The sequence below is a fragment of the Limnohabitans sp. T6-20 genome (assembly GCF_003063505.1).
Taxonomy (GTDB): domain Bacteria; phylum Pseudomonadota; class Gammaproteobacteria; order Burkholderiales; family Burkholderiaceae_C; genus Limnohabitans_A.
Window position 1 is genome coordinate 209,319 of the sequence record NZ_NERW01000003.1, and the last position, 12,934, is coordinate 222,252.

Annotated in this window: 14 protein-coding genes; 10 read left to right on the forward strand and 4 right to left on the reverse strand. The window is 61.8% G+C overall.

Annotation, left to right across the window (positions count from 1 at the left end; genetic code table 11):
• The first annotated feature begins 8 nt into the window (after nucleotides 1–8).
• The 6 genes from B9Z33_RS11910 to B9Z33_RS11935 all read left to right on the forward strand — a co-directional run bounded on the left by B9Z33_RS11910 (nucleotide 9) and on the right by B9Z33_RS11935 (nucleotide 5,639).
• Complete coding sequence (locus B9Z33_RS11910; protein ID WP_108287264.1) at nucleotides 9–2,699, forward strand: circularly permuted type 2 ATP-grasp protein; 2,691 nt, start codon at nucleotides 9–11, stop codon at nucleotides 2,697–2,699.
• Nucleotides 2,700–2,712: 13 nt separating this feature from the next.
• Complete coding sequence (locus tag B9Z33_RS11915; protein ID WP_108287851.1) at nucleotides 2,713–3,609, forward strand: transglutaminase family protein; 897 nt, start codon at nucleotides 2,713–2,715, stop codon at nucleotides 3,607–3,609.
• A 30-nt stretch (nucleotides 3,610–3,639) separates the two neighbouring features.
• Nucleotides 3,640–4,056 (forward strand): hypothetical protein, encoded by a 417-nt coding sequence (locus B9Z33_RS11920; protein WP_108287265.1) that lies wholly within the window; start codon nucleotides 3,640–3,642, stop codon nucleotides 4,054–4,056.
• A gap of 185 nt (nucleotides 4,057–4,241) precedes the next feature.
• On the forward strand, nucleotides 4,242–4,700 hold the full coding sequence (locus tag B9Z33_RS11925; RefSeq protein ID WP_026036555.1) for a RidA family protein: 459 nt from the start codon (nucleotides 4,242–4,244) through the stop codon (nucleotides 4,698–4,700).
• A gap of 8 nt (nucleotides 4,701–4,708) precedes the next feature.
• A complete protein-coding gene (locus tag B9Z33_RS11930; RefSeq protein WP_108287266.1) occupies nucleotides 4,709–4,975 on the forward strand; it encodes a DUF2164 domain-containing protein in 267 nt (88 codons plus the stop codon).
• A gap of 148 nt (nucleotides 4,976–5,123) precedes the next feature.
• A complete protein-coding gene (locus B9Z33_RS11935) occupies nucleotides 5,124–5,639 on the forward strand; it encodes a DUF1993 family protein (RefSeq protein ID WP_108287267.1) in 516 nt (171 codons plus the stop codon).
• A 50-nt stretch (nucleotides 5,640–5,689) separates the two neighbouring features.
• Here B9Z33_RS11935 and B9Z33_RS11940 read toward each other — a convergent pair whose 3' ends face one another.
• From B9Z33_RS11940 to B9Z33_RS11955, 4 genes are read right to left on the reverse strand one after another with little or no spacing between them, the layout of a single operon-like run.
• Nucleotides 5,690–7,276 (reverse strand): tannase/feruloyl esterase family alpha/beta hydrolase, encoded by a 1,587-nt coding sequence (locus B9Z33_RS11940; RefSeq protein WP_233252813.1) that lies wholly within the window; start codon nucleotides 7,274–7,276, stop codon nucleotides 5,690–5,692.
• A 40-nt stretch (nucleotides 7,277–7,316) separates the two neighbouring features.
• A complete protein-coding gene (locus tag B9Z33_RS11945) occupies nucleotides 7,317–9,044 on the reverse strand; it encodes a tannase/feruloyl esterase family alpha/beta hydrolase (RefSeq protein ID WP_108287269.1) in 1,728 nt (575 codons plus the stop codon).
• A 41-nt stretch (nucleotides 9,045–9,085) separates the two neighbouring features.
• Entirely contained in the window at nucleotides 9,086–10,108 is a 1,023-nt protein-coding gene (locus tag B9Z33_RS11950) for a tripartite tricarboxylate transporter substrate binding protein (protein ID WP_108287270.1), read from the reverse strand.
• 52 nt (nucleotides 10,109–10,160) lie between these two features.
• The gene (locus B9Z33_RS11955; protein WP_108287271.1) at nucleotides 10,161–10,628 is read right to left on the reverse strand and encodes a DUF3237 domain-containing protein; all 468 of its coding nucleotides are present in this window, start codon (nucleotides 10,626–10,628) and stop codon (nucleotides 10,161–10,163) included.
• A 117-nt stretch (nucleotides 10,629–10,745) separates the two neighbouring features.
• Between B9Z33_RS11955 and B9Z33_RS11960 the strand changes: the two genes are divergently transcribed.
• The 4 genes from B9Z33_RS11960 (at nucleotide 10,746) to B9Z33_RS11975 (ending at nucleotide 12,798) form a co-directional block, all read left to right on the forward strand.
• The gene (locus B9Z33_RS11960; RefSeq protein WP_108287272.1) at nucleotides 10,746–11,513 is read left to right on the forward strand and encodes a LuxR family transcriptional regulator; all 768 of its coding nucleotides are present in this window, start codon (nucleotides 10,746–10,748) and stop codon (nucleotides 11,511–11,513) included.
• A 107-nt stretch (nucleotides 11,514–11,620) separates the two neighbouring features.
• Nucleotides 11,621–11,980 (forward strand): hypothetical protein, encoded by a 360-nt coding sequence (locus B9Z33_RS11965; protein ID WP_199220345.1) that lies wholly within the window; start codon nucleotides 11,621–11,623, stop codon nucleotides 11,978–11,980.
• Nucleotides 11,981–12,002: 22 nt separating this feature from the next.
• Entirely contained in the window at nucleotides 12,003–12,278 is a 276-nt protein-coding gene (locus tag B9Z33_RS11970) for a plasmid stabilization protein (protein WP_108287273.1), read from the forward strand.
• 88 nt (nucleotides 12,279–12,366) lie between these two features.
• Entirely contained in the window at nucleotides 12,367–12,798 is a 432-nt protein-coding gene (locus B9Z33_RS11975; RefSeq protein WP_108287274.1) for a hypothetical protein, read from the forward strand.
• Nucleotides 12,799–12,934: the final 136 nt, after the last annotated feature.

A 12,934-nucleotide genomic window follows, 5' to 3' on the forward strand; every position in this document is an offset into this window, starting at 1 on the left:
ATGCTTTGATGAATGAGCCCTCGCCGCAACAGGACCGCGCCCCTCAAGCCGAAGCCATGAAATGGCTGTCGCTTCAGCAAGAGCGCGCCCCTGCCGGGCACTGGGATGAACTGCGGGGTGAAGTCGCGCCATCGGCTGAGGCACCGCACGCAGCCAAGCTCGCCAAGCCCCCCCGCTCGGTCAGCGGGCCATGGCAAACCTTCATCGGGCCTTTGGCGTCGGAAACCACAGGGCAACTGCCAGACCTGAACACCCGCATGGCCAACCTGCAACGGCAGGTGCGCGACAACGGCATCACCTACAACGTGTATGCCGCGGCAGACCAACCTCAGCGGCCATGGTCACTTGACCTGTTCCCGCTCATGCTGGGACACCAGGACTGGCAACAAATTGAAGCGGGCGTGATGCAGCGCATGCAGCTGCTCGAACGCATCATGGCCGACGCCTATGGACCGCAACAACTGGTGCTGAGTGGGCAATTGCCTGCCGCCCTGGTGCAAGGCCACCCTGCTTACTTGCCTGCCATGCACGGCGTGCCGCCGGTCGGCGGGCGCTATTTGTCGCTGGCTGCGTTCGATCTGGCGCGCGGCCCTGACGGCTGCTGGTGGCTGCTGTCCCAGCGCACACAAGCCCCCTCGGGCCTGGGTTATCTGCTGGAAAACCGGCAAATTGTTTCGCGTCTGTTTCCGCAAGCCTTTGAGGCTTTGCCAGTGCAGCGCCTGGCCGAAACCTACCGCACCCTGATCGACAGCATCAAAGCCCGCAGCCCTGCCGGGGCTTCGGCCCACATTGCGCTGTTGACCCCTGGCCCCTACAACGAAACCTATTTCGAGCACGCCTATCTGGCCCGCTATTTGGGCCTGAGTCTGGTGCAAGGCAACGACCTCACGGTGCGCGACGAGAAGCTTTACCTGAAAACCTTGCAAGGCTTGCAGCCTGTGCACGGCCTGCTCAAACGGGTCGACGACGACTGGCTGGACCCACTGGAGATGCGCGCCGACTCCACGCTGGGCGTGCCCGGCTTGCTGCAAGCGGTGCGCAGCGGCAACGTGCTGGTGGCCAACACCCCGGGCTCGGGCTTTCTGGAGTCGAACGCGCTGCTGGGCTTCATGCCTGCGCTGGCGCGTGACCTGCTGGGCGAAGAACTGCAATTGCCGGCCATCCCGAGTTGGTGGTGCGGTGAAGCCGCTGCCTTGCAAGACGTGTTGCCGCGCATCAGCAGCTACGTGATCAAACCCACCTACCCCTACAACACCGACCGCCAAAGCTTTGAGCCTGTTCAGGGCCACACACTCTCGCGCCGCGAACAAGACGAATGGGCGGGCCGCATCCTGCGTGACCCGGACGCCCACACGCTGCAATCGTGGCTGCCGCTGTCGCACCAACCCACCTGGCAAACCGGCACCGATGGCGCGCCCTGCATCCAGTCACGGCCTGTGGTACTGCGCGTGTTCGCCGTGGCCGACGCCCAGGGCGGCTGGCAAGTGCTGCCCGGTGGCCTGGCGCGGCTGGGCACCCGCGAAGGCATTGCCTCCATGCAACGCGGTGGCAGCAGCGCCGATGTGTGGGTGCAGAACCCGACACCGGACGCAGCGCAGTCACAGTCACAAACACAGTCGTCCAGCCCATCACCCACTTCGCCTCCTCCAGCATTGCAGGCGCAGGCAGAACCCATCCCCGATGCAACATCGCTGCAAAGGCAACGCCTGGTCACCAGCCGTGCCGCAGAAAACCTGTTCTGGATGGGGCGCTACACCGAGCGAACCGAAAACACCTTGCGCCTGGTGCGCCTGAGTCTGGAAATTTTGAGCAGCGAAAACCAGAACCTGCCTGGCCTGCTCCAGTTCATCACCCGCATGGCCACACGCCACGGCTTGGTGCGGGCAGGCGTGCCTGCCGCATCGCAAGCGCATCGGGTGTTTGAGCGATCTTTGATCGCCGGGCTGTGGGACAAAGAGCTGGCCACCAGCGTCGGCTTCAATTTGCGCGCAGTGCGTTTGGCCGCTGCTTCGGTGCGTGAACGCCTGTCACCCGAACATTGGCGTTTGCTTGAACAAGCCGAGTCGCGTTTTTTCAGCCCCGAGCACCAGAGTGCGGCACCCGACACCCTGGCCGTGCAGCGCCTGTTGGCCGACACCAGCCAGATGCTAGCGGCCCTGACCGGCGCCCAAACAGACCGCATGAGCCGCGATGACGGCTGGCGCTTGCTCTCAATCGGTCGCCACATCGAGCGCCTCGAGTTTTTGTCCAGCGCGCTCTGCGAAGCTGTGCAGTTGGGGCTGATCGGCGAGCAAGCCGGGTTCGACGCCGTGCTCGATCTGTTCGACAGCACCATCAGCTTCCATGCGCAGTACCAGCAAAGCCGCACGCCCCAGGCGCTGATGGATTTGCTGGTCACCCACTCCGACAATCCGCGCTCACTGGGGTGGGTGGCGCACACCTTGCGCTCACGTTTGCGCCGCATGGGCCACCTGGCCGACGGCGCCACCACCCCCATGGCCGAGCGGGTGCCACAGCTCATTGAAATGACGCCAGAGTCGCTGTGGCCTTTGGCGAACAACCCGGCACAACCTGGCAACACCCTGCCACTGCATGCGGCACTGGTGCAGTGTCAGACCGCTGCCCGAGAGGTCTCTGACCAACTGTGTGGCCTGTTCTTCACCCACAGCGGCGAAGCCCGCTACAGCGTTGGCGCCTGACCCGATCTCCACCATGCGCCTGGCCATCACCCACGAAACCCGCTACCGCTACAGCCCGTCGGTGCAAACTGCGCAGCATATGGCGCACTTGCAGCCGGCCAACACGCCATGCCAACAGGTCATCAGCCACTGGATGCAGGTGGAGCCCGATGCTTCGGTGCAGCACAACATCGATGCTTTTTTCAACCACCGGGCCTATTGGGCACTGACGAACCCACACGATGGCTTGCTGGTGCGGGCGCACAGCGAACTGAACACCTCGGCCATTGAACCCGGCATATCCTCGCAAAGCTGGGAGTCGGTGCGCGAACATTTCCGCTACCGGGGTGGCCACCCGGGCGATGTCCACAGCGGCTTTGTGTTTGGCTCGCACCATGCACCTGTGCACGAAGCATTTTTGGCCTACGCGCAAAGCAGCTTCACGCCCGGGCGCCCGCTGATGCACGCTGCACAAGAGTTGACAGCGCGCATGCACCGCGATTTTCGCTACGAAACGGCCAGCACCGACATCAACACCCCTGCGCTGGAAGCCCTGGAGGACAAACGCGGCGTTTGCCAGGACTTTGCACACATTTTGTTGGCCTGCTTGCGCTCACTGGGTTTGCCTGCCCGCTACGTGAGCGGCTACCTGCTGACCGAACCGCCACCCGGTCAGCCGCGGCTGGTGGGCAGCGATGCCTCGCACGCCTGGGCCTCGGTCTACCTGCCCGAGCTGGCCAGCCACGCTTGCCAAGGCTGGCTCGACCTGGACCCGACCAACGACCGCACCGGCCTGGCCAGTCCGGGCGAAGACTATGTGCGCCTGGCGGTGGGCCGCGACTTTGCCGACGTCTCGCCCCTGCGCGGCGTGCTGCAAGGCGGCGGTGCGCACAGGCTCGAAGTGGCCGTGACCGTACAGCCTCTTGAATGACCCGATGAATCGAACAACAGGAAAACCCAAATGAACAAGCATCTCCTGCTCTGCTGCCTTGCTGCGGCACTCATACCGTCTTTCGCGAACGCACAAACCCAAGCCCGGCTGGATGGCGGCAAGTTCGTTTCAAACGAAGAAATTACCGTCCAGCGCCTCAACTGCAATGGCATGTCCGTTCAGTTCGCCCGAGGTGTCCGTTGGGCACCTGCTGACTACAGCCCCATCGTGAGCATCAACGACAGCGCCACTGTTCAGCTGCATCCCAGCTGCTACACCAACATGATGTGCGGTCATTTCAATGGCAAACCTGCCGTGGTGATCGTCGACGCACCGGCTTGCGGAGGCAATGCCGTGGGCGAGGATTACATCGTCATTGATTTGGCATCCAGGCGCAAACACGTACTCAGTTACACACAGGCACGCCAGGCCAAATTGATTCGCTGAGCCTGCGTCGCCATCCCCGGACAGGCGCGTGCGTCGCCGCTGGGGGGACATCTGAAGCTTGTGCTCGCTGAAAATGAGCGGCATGACGCGGTACAGTTGAGCCTTTGCAGACTTGGCACAGGTCTGGGTCTGGCAACACCGCGCACTCCATGTGGAGGATGCGCCCCACCCCCAAAGGAAACCCCATGAGCGTTTACGACACCCTGAAATCCCTGAACATCGAATTGCCCCCTGTGGCCGTGCCCGCAGCGGCCTATGTGCCCTTTGTGCAAACCGGTAACTTGGTGTTCCTGTCGGGCCACATTGCCAAAAAAGACGGCAAGGTCTGGGCGGGTCAACTCGGTAAAAACATCAGCACCGCAGAAGGCCAACAAGCCGCCCGCGCCGTCGCGATTGACCTGATGGGCACCCTGCACGCCGCCGTGGGCGACTTGAACAAAGTCAAGCGCATCGTCAAGGTGATGAGTCTGGTCAACTCGACCGGCGACTTCACCGAGCAGCACCTGGTCACCAACGGCTGCAGCGAACTGCTGGGCCAGGTGTTTGGCCCACAAGCCGGTGCCCATGCCCGCAGCGCTTTTGGTGTGGCCCAAATTCCCATGGGTGCTTGCGTTGAGATCGAGTTGATTGCCGAAATCGGCTGAAAACGGCCATGCCCATCGAACTGAGCAAAGAAGACCGGGCGCAGGCCATTGCCAGCATCGAGCGCTACTTCCTGGACAATTTTGAGCAAAAAATCGGCAACATTTCTGCCGGTGCCCTGCTCGGATTTGTTCTCGAAGAAATCGGCCCCAGCATCTACAACCGCGCGGTGAGCGATGCCAAAGAACGCATGCTCATGCGTGTGGAAGATCTGGAATACGAAGTCCGAGAAGACGAATTTCAGTACTGGCAAAAGTTCAAGAAACGCTCGTCATGACGCAAACCCGCATGTTCACACGTGCTCCTGTCACCCTTGGGAACGAATCCCTGCTCTCGAATGGTTTGCCGTGGCCGTGCAGACATTCGGCTGCAGGGGCCGCCTCCCACACAGACCGCACAACCATTTAACCCAACGGAGACTCACCATGACCATTTCCATGTCCAGCGCCAGCCTGCCCGTGTGCACCCGCATGCTCACCAACCTGAGCCACATCCTGGCCAAGGCCGAGCAGTTCGTCGAAGCCAAAAAGATCGACCCCACCGCACTCACCACTTACCGCCTGGCCCCCGACATGTTCCCCTTCACGCGCCAGGTGCTGATCGCTTGTGACGCAGTCAAGAACGGTGTTGCACGCTTAAGCGGCATCGAAGCCCCGAAATTTGACGACACCGAAACCACACTGGCCCAGCTGCAAGAACGCATCCAGAAAACCCTGGCCTTCATCGCCACCGTGCCCACTGCAGCGCTGGATGGCACCGAAGACAAAGAGATCACCTTCCCCGCAGGCCCGGGCAAAACCCGCACCCTCAAAGGTCAAGACTACTTGACGGGCTGGATGCTGCCCAACATGTACTTCCACATCACCACGGCCTACACCATCCTGCGCCACAACGGTGTGGAAGTCGGCAAGATCGATTACTTGCTGGGCGCACAGGGCTGAGTCTGCGCTGCACGTGATTCAGGGGCCGCTTTTGAGCGGCCCCATTTTCTTCAGCGGCAGCTGAAGTTGCTGGCGTCTTCAGGGTTTCCCGTGCCCTTGTAATGCGCGTATTGCGGATAGGCACACAGCGGGCGTGTGCGGCCCGTGTACACCACCGTGCCACTGGCAGGCACGCTTTGCGGGGCCTGGCCTTTTTCGACCCAGTCCACCAAGCTGCCCAGACCATCGATGCTGTCGGTGGCCGCGCCACCTGCACAGTGGCCCATGCCGGGCACCAGGAACAAGCGCGCAAAGTCGTTGGTTTTGGGGCCGTTTTGGGCCGTCAGGCGCTGGTAGTAGTCGACCATTTCGTCCGGCGAGAAGATGGGGTCGGCCATGCCATGGATGAACATCAGCTTGCCGCCTCGCGCCTGAAAGCCCGCCAGCTTCACATCGTCAGCGGTGTTGAACATCCACGCATGCGCATCCATGCGCTGCGGGTCGCGGTCAAAGTCGAACTTGTAGATGCTCAAGCTGCGGTCAGGCGGCGTGACGAAATAACCCTGCAGCGCGTCTTCCATCAGGAATACATGGCGCGAGTTGGCTTTGGCCGTGGGTGAATTGCCCAACTTCCACATGCGCCAGTCGTTTTTGGGGTGGCCGATGCCTGCGTCCCAGGGCCACGAGAAATACAAGGGCTGGCCGGCCGAGTTCTTGGCACCCGTGAACATCTTCTTCAAAGCGCCCACCTGCACTGGAGCCAGACAACTGTCGTCCTTGGCGCCCTTGCACTGCAAGGCCGCCACATCGAATTGGCAGGCAGCCGGGTTGGACACCAAACCGTCTGTCAAACCGTCAAGCGCGTCGCAGCGGTTCAGGATGCCTTCGCGCACCAAGTTCAAATCACCGTCAGACAGCGCTTGGCTCAGCACCGGCTGGCCTTCAGCCCCTTTGGGCGCAATGGCCTGCAACGCTTGTGTGTCCCAGGCCGCAGCTATGGTCGCGCCCTTGGACACGCGCATGGCTGGGGCCATGGCGATCACACCATCAAAGTAAGTGGGAAAGCGCTGGGTGAACATCATGGCCTGACGACCGCCGCCCGAGCAACCGATGAAATACGACTTGTCAGCGGGCTTACTGTAGTAGCGGCGGATCAGCTCTTTGGCTGTGACCGCCACTTTGTCGTGCGCGTTGTAGGCATTGTCGGTGCGGGCGATCGGATCAAACCCGAAGTCGGCCGTGGGGCCTTGGTGTCCAGCGTCGGTGGTGACCACCGCAAAGCCGCGGTTGAGCGCGTAGCCGGGGGCGGCTTGCGGCCCCACAGCGGGGCGCACCACGCCGTCGTTGCCGCCACCACCCTGGTACAGAAAGCGGCCATTCCACGCTGTGGGCAGCCGCAGCTCAAAACCGATGTGGTACGGCTTGCCGTCTTGGCCCATGCGCTCGGCCATCTTGCCGTTGACCTTGCAATGCGCCACCAATGTGGGGCCAGCCGTGGCGCCCGGTGGGCGTGTGCTGTCACCTGCCACGGCCTCGGTGGTCAGGGTCATGCCTGGCAAGGCTGCGGCAGCAAAACTGGCGCAGTCCGAGGTCTGTGCCCAGGCACCACCCGTGATCGACATGAGTGCACCCACGGCCCAAGCTGTGTTCAGTTTCATCGTTGGCATCGACGTGTCTCCTTTTGTTTTTTTCAAGCCGTCATTTGCATGCAAAGTTACTGGCGTCTTCCAGCGAGCCGCTGCCCTTGTAAGTCGCCACCGTCGGGTGAGCACACAGCGGACGGGTGCGCTTGGCCGACCAATCGGTGGGCAACTCGGTGTTCACGCTGCCTGCGTTGCCAACGCCACGCACACTGGCCACCACCGCTTGCGGTGCCACGCCCTGCTCCACCCATTTCACCAGGGGGCCCAACAGGTCAAACTGGTCGGCGGCCGGGCCCATGCTGCAGTGGTTCATGCCCGGCACCGGGAAGTAGCGCGCAAAGTCAGACCCGGGGTTGAGGCCCGCCTTGCCCACGCGCTCGACCCACTGGCGGGTGTCTTCGGCAGAAAAGATCGCATCGCTCACGCCGTGGTACAGCACCACCTTGGCGCCCCGACCGCGCAAGGCAGCCAGGTTGTCAGGCTGGCTTTCGCCGGGCGGTGTCATCAGCGACCAGCCCGATTCGCGGTAAGTGTCGTTGGTGGCGCTGAACATAGCCAGTCGGGCCGTGACGTTTTCTTCCAGCGGTTTGAGTGGCGTTGGCGGCACGCTGAAGATGGTGCCAATGGCCAGCGGATCACGGATCAGCGAGTCGACAAACTTCCAGGTGCCCCAGTTGGCCCCGGCCACGCCCGTGTCATAAGGGAAGCTGGCATAAATGCGCTGGCCGTCCGCCGTCTGCGCACCGCCGAACACGCGGGCCACCACGTCTTTTTGTACAGCGGTCAAACAAGCGCCGTTGCGCTCGCCCGTGCAGGTGGCCACATCGGTCTTCACGTTGAATGCAGCCTGGCAAGCCTGCGTGGCCTGCACCATGCCGTCCTTGGCACCGTCGAGGGCATCGCATTTTTGGGCAATGGCCTTGGCCACGGTCTGGCGCTCTTGCGGCGTGAAAGCACTGGCCAAGTCAGGCAAGGTGCCGTTGGGGTTGAGTGGGTTCTTGACCGTGGCCCCAGGCGTGGCCAAAGGTGCCCACTGCTGTGCGCCCCAGATTTGCGCCAGCGCCGCATAGGGCAAGCGGTAACCGGGTGCACCGACCAGATAACCGTCGTACTGGTCACCCAAACGAGAAGCAGCCACCATCGCGTGGCGTCCGCCGTTGGAGCAGCCACCGATGTAGGAGCGGTCAGGCCCCTTGCCATACGCTGAGGCAATCAGCTGTTTGGCCATGGGCGTGAGCTTTTCAACCGCCTGGTAGCCATAATCCAGCCGAGCCTGGGGCTCCAGTCCAAAGAATGGGGTTTGTGGCCCGCTGTGTCCGGCGTCCGAACTGATGACCGCAAAGCCTTGCATGAGCGCGCCCGTGAGCGGGCCGCCGCCCAAGGCCCCCAACGCGGGCACCACGGCGCCGTCCAGCCCGCCATTGCCTTGGTAATAAAAGCGGCCATTCCAGGCCACAGGCAAACGCATTTCAAACCCGATGGCATAGTCGCGCCCATCACTGCCCTTGCGCTCGTGCATGCGCCCTTTCACCAGGCAATGCGCAGGCACGGCCTTGTCGCCTTGCATGACGGCACCCGCAGCAACCGATGCCGCCGACTCGATGCGCGTGTTGGGCAACCGGAGTTGGGAAGTCAAAGTCTCGCAACTGGGCAAGCTGGCGCCTGTGGCTGCTTTAAAGGGCGCAACCGGGGTGCTTTGCAAAGTGCCGCACGCGACGAGCACGCCGAAAGCAGACAAAACACCCAGGCCCTGAAGAGCGCGGTGCAAGGATGTGGAACGCATGGTGAACCTCCTCGGTCAGGGTCAATGAAAATCAAGAAACGTCAATCGGCCTTGAAGCCTGTGGCAGCCACGGCCTTGCCCCAGGTCACGGTGTCGGCGGCGATGATGCGGGAAAACTCTTCGCGGCTCGTGCCCGTCACGCGAAAGCCCGACTCTTCGAGCTTGGCCTTGGTGTCGGCCGACTTCACGGCTTTTTGGATGTCAGCGCTCAGCTTGGCCAGAATGTCGGCAGGCACCTTGGACGGGGCCACGATGCCGAACCACGAAGAAAACTCCAGGTTGTTGTAACCCTGCTCCTTGATGGTGGGCACGTCGGGCAGTGCGCCCGTGCGGGTGGCCCCGGTACTGCCCAAGGCGACCAGCTTGCCCGCTTTCACATTGGGCGCAGCCAGGCCCACGCTGGCGAACACACCTTGCACGTCACCGCTGAACAAGCCACCCAGTGCATCGCCCGTGCTTTTGTAGTGCACGGCTTCAGGTTTGAGCTTGACCGCATCGCCAAACATGAACGCACCAAAGTGCCCGGGCGTACCCGCACCAAAAGTGGCCATGAACAAGCCCTTTTGCTGCTGTGTCCAGGTCACGAATTCCTTGACGTTTTTGGCAGGCACTTTCTGCGGGTTGACCAGCAGCACGAAGTCGGCGCTGACCACTTGGCTGACGGCGGCAAAGTCTTTCGCCGGGTCATAGGGCAGCTTGTTGTAGCTGCTGGGTGCGATGCTCAGCTGACCGGTTTCGCCCAGCATCAGGGTGTAGCCGTCGGGCGTGGCGCGGGCCGCTTCGCTGGCGGCGATCAGGCCACCCGCGCCGGGCTTGTTGTCCACAATGACGCCCAAATTGCCCCAGCCCTCAGAGAGCTTTTGCGCCAGCAAACGCGCCACGATGTCGGGCCCGGTGCCCGCCGGGAAACCCACGATCATGCGCACCGGGCGGTTGGGGTAGCTGCTTTGCGCCTGCACGCCGGTGCTCAACACACCCGCGGCCAAGCCCAATGCCAGCAACGCGCTGCGGCGGCCCCAGGCATGTGTCAAAGCGGCGGGAGTGCTCAATGGAAAGTGATTCATGGCGTTTGTCTCTTTGAATAAATGAAAGGGGGAAATCAAGAACCGAGGCCGCTCAGGCCACTTCAAAAAAGCGCATCACCACACGGTCGGGGTGGCGAGCACCCGTGCCCACAAAGAGGCGTTCGGTGATCCAGGCGAGCGACTTGCAAGCCGTTTCAAAACTCGGGCTGCAGCGAAAGTAGACCGACTCGGGCGGCACCGGCTCACCGCGCACCAGACGCGCCATCACCTCGGGGGTGGCGGTCCGCACAGCGCGGTTTTGCACAAAGACCAGATCACCGCCATCGGTCTCTATCGTGTAGCGGGCGTCCAGCTCGGCCATGCGCTCATTCACGATCAACTGGAAGTCCGCGCCGCCAGGCAACACGCGGGCCGTCCAGCCTTGGCCCTGCACTTCCCCGCCCAGGATCGGGATCAAGCGGCGCACGCCATGGTGGGTCTGGCCGACTTCCTGAGGCTTGTCCACCTGGACAGACAGATCGGCAAAAAAATTCAATGACGGTGTTGGCAAATCAAGCATGGGCCTAGGGTATTCCTAAGTGCAGGGGGCGTCTGTCCTCCCTTAAGATGACGGGAAAACCCGAAGCTTGGCTCTCAGCGCCCTTGTTGGCGCAAACCCAATTGAAACCGCCCCCTCATGCGCCAATGGACCCCCTCCAGCTCCAGCAGCTCCGTTCAGGTGCTGCAAGGCCTCATCGGACTCATGGGACAGCGCGAATTTGAAACCTCGCTTCTAAGTCACCTGCACCCGCTGGTGCCCGCAGCCTCTTATTCGATTTACCAAACCGGCACCGGTTGCGACCCGACCTTGTTCATGTCGGCCAGTCGGGGCATTCCTGACACCACACGTGCATGCTGGGACGCCTACCTGTCAGGCCCCTACCTGAGCGACCGGACCTTCGAAGGCGCAAGCCAAGCCAACCCCAGCCCTCTGCTGTGCCACATCACCGCGCCCGAGGTGCCTGCCCAACACCGCGCCCGCGTTTATGAAGCGCACGGCATGGCCGAGCGGGTGTCGATTGTTCAGCGCCAGGCGACATCCATTTTCGCAATCAACTTTTACCGCCACGAACACCAGCGCCCCTTCAGCGAAGCGCAACTGTCCGACTTTGAATCGCTGGCCCCGGCACTGCTGACCCTGACGCAAAAACAAATTGAACTCACCCGCCCACGGCCAGCCAGGCGCAACACCGCCGAATGGGTGAGCCAGTTGCAGCAGTTGGAGCCCGCGCTGACCCCACGCGAGCTGCAGATCTGCGCCCGCCTGCTGACCGGGATGACGCAAGAAGGCATTGCGCTCGACCTGGGCTTGGGCCTGCCCACCGTCAAGACCTACCGCAACCGCGCCTTTGCGCGGCTGGGTATTCACTTCAAAAACGAATTGTTTGCGCTCTTTGCGGGGTGATCCGGCACCCAAACTGTCCCCAAACACCGTGTCCAAAGCTATGGACAAGTGCAGGGATAAGCCGCCCAAGCCGCGTCCCACAAGGGCTGGCGGGACGTGCTTAATCCATGAGCACGATCATCAATCGCATGATTGACAACACGATCAACAACACCGAAAATCACACACTCAATATTCATATCCTCAAAGCTGCCATGCCCCAACTGACCGCCAACGACCTCAAAGTGCGCGGCATTGCTGCGATTGAATCGGCGCTAGCCGACCAAACCGAAGCCACCATCTCGGTGCGCGGCAAAGACCGGTTTGTGGTGATGGACATGGCGCAATACCACTACCTGCGCGAATGTGAACTGGAAGCCGCCCTGATCCAAAGCCGGGCCGACCTGACCGCTGGCCGCGCCGTGCAAGAAAGCGTCGAGGCCCATATGGCGAGGCTCGACGCCTTGGTGAACAACACCGCTCATTGAGCGCCCGAGCCTCTCAAGCGGCATGCCCTACACGCTGGTCTTTACCGACGCCTACATGCGCCGGGCTGTGCGCTTCATCAGACGGCATCCCGAACTGCGCAACCAATACGCCAAAACACTGGCCTTACTGGAGTTGAATCCGCACCACCCGTCGCTGCGCTTGCACGCCCTGTCGGGGCGACTGACGGGCATGCATTCGGTGTCGATCAACCTGTCTTACCGCATCACCCTTGAACTGTTGATCCAAGACCAGCAAATCGTTCCCATCAACGTGGGCGATCACGATGCGGTTTATTGAGGCAGGCAACTGAGCACCCTGCAAAACGCCCAAACAAAAAGGGCGATTTCCGGTGATACATTTGAATTCTTAAATATTCAAAATCACCATGAGCACCGTCACAAACTCTCGCACCATCCTCAGTACCGCATGGGCGGGCATGCTGGCCATCTTGCTGGCCATGCTGTTGATCGACCCGCTGCAGTACCTCATGCGCGGGCAATACGAAGACCTGAGCCAAACCCTGCAACACGACCCCGGCACCCTCGGCCTGCGGGTGCTCATGGTCATGCTCTGCCTAAACACACTCATGCAAGTAGGCATCCAGATGTTTTCGGGTCCCCGCTGGCGCAGTGGCGTGTTGGCGATCACCACACTCTATGGCTTGTTTTTCCTCGTCCACCAAGTGGTGCATGTCGCAGGCGGCGAAGCTTTAGGCCTGCACACCTTGCTGGATGTGACACACCACCTACTGGCCATCGTCGCCACGTTGGCCGCCTGGCGTTGGAAAAAAGAAGATGCTGCATCGCCTACGGCTTGACACGCGTTTGCGCCAAGTCACACGGTAGATCGTGTCTTAAGCCCCGACATGTAGCCTGAGTTCGAACCAGCTATATCGGACCCAAAGATACTGACCTGAATACCTCAACCCATTGAAGACTTCGCAGGGCGTATCA

What these genes read in the sequence shown, in the direction of transcription:
- B9Z33_RS11910 (WP_108287264.1), top strand. Translation starts at nt 9, where the DNA reads ATGAATGAGCCCTCGCCGCAACAGGACCGCGCCCCTCAAGCCGAAGCC.
- B9Z33_RS11915 (WP_108287851.1), top strand. Translation starts at nt 2,713, where the DNA reads ATGCGCCTGGCCATCACCCACGAAACCCGCTACCGCTACAGCCCGTCG.
- B9Z33_RS11920 (WP_108287265.1), top strand. Translation starts at nt 3,640, where the DNA reads ATGAACAAGCATCTCCTGCTCTGCTGCCTTGCTGCGGCACTCATACCG.
- B9Z33_RS11925 (WP_026036555.1), top strand. Translation starts at nt 4,242, where the DNA reads ATGAGCGTTTACGACACCCTGAAATCCCTGAACATCGAATTGCCCCCT.
- B9Z33_RS11930 (WP_108287266.1), top strand. Translation starts at nt 4,709, where the DNA reads ATGCCCATCGAACTGAGCAAAGAAGACCGGGCGCAGGCCATTGCCAGC.
- B9Z33_RS11935 (WP_108287267.1), top strand. Translation starts at nt 5,124, where the DNA reads ATGACCATTTCCATGTCCAGCGCCAGCCTGCCCGTGTGCACCCGCATG.
- B9Z33_RS11940 (WP_233252813.1), bottom strand. Translation starts at nt 7,276, where the DNA reads ATGAAACTGAACACAGCTTGGGCCGTGGGTGCACTCATGTCGATCACG.
- B9Z33_RS11945 (WP_108287269.1), bottom strand. Translation starts at nt 9,044, where the DNA reads ATGCGTTCCACATCCTTGCACCGCGCTCTTCAGGGCCTGGGTGTTTTG.
- B9Z33_RS11950 (WP_108287270.1), bottom strand. Translation starts at nt 10,108, where the DNA reads ATGAATCACTTTCCATTGAGCACTCCCGCCGCTTTGACACATGCCTGG.
- B9Z33_RS11955 (WP_108287271.1), bottom strand. Translation starts at nt 10,628, where the DNA reads ATGCTTGATTTGCCAACACCGTCATTGAATTTTTTTGCCGATCTGTCT.
- B9Z33_RS11960 (WP_108287272.1), top strand. Translation starts at nt 10,746, where the DNA reads ATGCGCCAATGGACCCCCTCCAGCTCCAGCAGCTCCGTTCAGGTGCTG.
- B9Z33_RS11965 (WP_199220345.1), top strand. Translation starts at nt 11,621, where the DNA reads ATGAGCACGATCATCAATCGCATGATTGACAACACGATCAACAACACC.
- B9Z33_RS11970 (WP_108287273.1), top strand. Translation starts at nt 12,003, where the DNA reads ATGCCCTACACGCTGGTCTTTACCGACGCCTACATGCGCCGGGCTGTG.
- B9Z33_RS11975 (WP_108287274.1), top strand. Translation starts at nt 12,367, where the DNA reads ATGAGCACCGTCACAAACTCTCGCACCATCCTCAGTACCGCATGGGCG.